Annotated in this window: 2 protein-coding genes; one reads left to right on the top strand and one right to left on the bottom strand. The window is 58.9% G+C overall.

Annotation, left to right across the window (positions count from 1 at the left end; all coding sequences use genetic code 11):
• Window positions 1-880, bottom strand: an 880-nt coding sequence (locus tag NI20_RS0113275) for a DMT family transporter (RefSeq protein ID WP_033121867.1), incomplete at its 3' end; no start/stop codon positions are given.
• Between the two features lie 108 nt (window positions 881-988).
• Between NI20_RS0113275 and NI20_RS0113270 the strand changes: the two genes are divergently transcribed.
• Window positions 989-2026 carry a winged helix DNA-binding domain-containing protein gene (locus NI20_RS0113270; protein ID WP_033121866.1) on the top strand — a complete coding sequence of 346 codons (1038 nt, stop codon included), beginning with the start codon at window positions 989-991 and terminating at the stop codon, window positions 2024-2026.
• The last annotated feature ends 166 nt before the right edge of the window (window positions 2027-2192 follow it).

Genomic DNA, 2192 nt, shown 5'->3' with positions numbered 1-2192 from the left:
CCGGCAGCTGCGAAAGGATGACCGCCGCAAGCATCAGCGCGCAGCCGAAATACTCGCGCAGGCTCATGCGCTCGTGCAGGACAATCGCGCCGCAGACAACGGCAAAAAACGACTCGAGGCTCAGCAGCAGCGACACGACCGTCGGGTCGCCGTCCTTCTGCGCGATGATCTGCAGCGTGTAGCCCACGCCGCTCGACACCACGCCGACATAGAGCAGATACGGGATGCAGGTCTTCACCGCCTCGAGCGTGGTGTGCTCGCCGAATGCAAGTGCGCCGATGGCTGAGAGCATGATGACCACTGCAAACTGCGCGCAGGACAGCGCAATGCCGTCCACCTGCTGCACAAAATAGTCCACAGCAAGGATCTGGGCGGTGAAAGCAAAGGCCGAGAGGAACACATACATATCACCGCTGCTGAACGAAAGCGTACTGCTGCCGTCAAAGCACAGGAAGTAAAGCCCCGCGACGGCGGCGATCACGCAGAGCCAGATGCTTTTCTTCGCCTTTTTGCCAAGCACCGTGCTGAACACCGGCACGAGCACAATGTAGAGCGCCGTGATAAAGCCCGCCTTGCCCGCGCTCGTCGTCCCCATGCCAAACTGCTGCAAGTTGATCGCAAGCGCCAGAAACGCGCCGCAGACAAGCCCTCCGCGCAGCAGCGCGCGCTTTTCCTCCGCGCTGTATTTTTCGCGCGGGTGGATGCGCTGCATGACGGCCAGCAGCACCAGCAATACCAGCACCGCGGGAATGGCGCGCAGCGCGTTGAAGCTGAAGCACCCAAGATGCGCCGCGCTGAGGCTCTGCGTGACAAATGCGCTGCCCCAGATCAGGGCCGTGATCAGCGGCAGCACCACCTGCCGGATTTTCGAACTTTTCATAGTTGCCTCCCGGATATCACACATGTTACAATGCAGAATAGCATATCAAAATACCGCATTTTTCGCAAGTATTCCGGCAGGAAAATTTGCACCGAACGGAGGCGTCCCATGCAGATCGACGACATGCTTCTGCTCCGCATAAACCGGCAGTATCTTTTTACCCCCGCGAAAGGCGAGCTCACCGTGCTGCGCGACCTCTGCGGCTTGCAGGCGCAGTTTTACGGCAACTGCCTGCATGCGCTGCGTCTCCGCTGCGGGAAAGCGCCGGATGAGGACATTCTGCGCACCTCTGCCGCAAAGACATGGACGCTGCGCGGCACGCTGCATCTGATCGCACAGAACGACCTGCCTTTCTTCCTCTACAATGGGCGCAGCCATTTTCTTCGTCCGTGCGACACGATGTCGGACGACGACCATCTCTCCGCCGCGCGCAAGCGCGAGTTGGCCGCGATCATTTTAGACGCCGCCCAAAAAGGCTGCGGCGGCCGCGAGGAGCTGCGCCTTCTCTGCCGCGAGCACGGCATGACCGCCGATGAAGAACAAAGCGCGTTCGATCCTTGGGGCGGGCTGCTCCGCGCGCTGTGCGAAAGCGGCGTGCTCTGCCACACCGCGCAGCAGAAAAAGGCCTTTCGCCCCTGCCCACCGTTCGATCCGATAACGCGGGACGATGCGCTGCGCGAGCTGCTGCACCGGTATCTGACACACTACGGTCCCGTAACAGTACAGGACGCCGCATACTTCTTCGGCCTTCCCCAGCGTGAGCTACTGCCGCTCATCGAATCTCTCTCCCCGCGCGAATTCGTCTGTGAAGGTAAAATATTTTACAGGCTTGATGATATTAACATTATCGGTGATTTATCCTGCTGTCGTTTTCTTGCGGGCTTTGACCCGCTGATGCTGGGCTATGAAAAGCGGGCAAATCCGTTTCTCCCTGAAGATGCACTACGCAGCGTGTTCACGCTATCCGGCATCGTGCGGCCTGCCATTCTGCTCGACGGGAAGATCGCCGGCGTTTGGAAACGCCGCGGGAAAGCTGTTGAATTGACATGGTTAATGCCTTTACAATCCTTGCAGCGCAAAAGAATCGAAGAGGAAGCTCTTCGGATTTTTGGGGATTCGGTCTCCAAACCAGTTTGGAGGGATTAAGTCGCGCCCGTTGGGCGCGAGGGGGATAGCAGCGCCCGCAGCGCTGCACGGATCAAAGGGGGGGATTCTCTTTCGCAAAAGAGAATCCCCCCTTTGGAACCCCCAGAGAAAGGCCTTGGATTGGCAGTCTCAGGCTTGAACAACTCTGATGTCTCCGAAGTGAAAG

The organism is Oscillibacter sp. ER4, from assembly GCF_000765235.1.
Taxonomy (GTDB): Bacteria; Bacillota; Clostridia; order Oscillospirales; family Oscillospiraceae; genus Hominicoprocola; species Hominicoprocola fusiformis.
Note: the sequence above shows the minus strand (reverse complement) of the source record. Positions and strands in the feature narration are given on the sequence as shown.

What these genes read in the sequence shown, in the direction of transcription:
- NI20_RS0113270 (WP_033121866.1), top strand. Translation starts at nt 989, where the DNA reads ATGCAGATCGACGACATGCTTCTGCTCCGCATAAACCGGCAGTATCTT.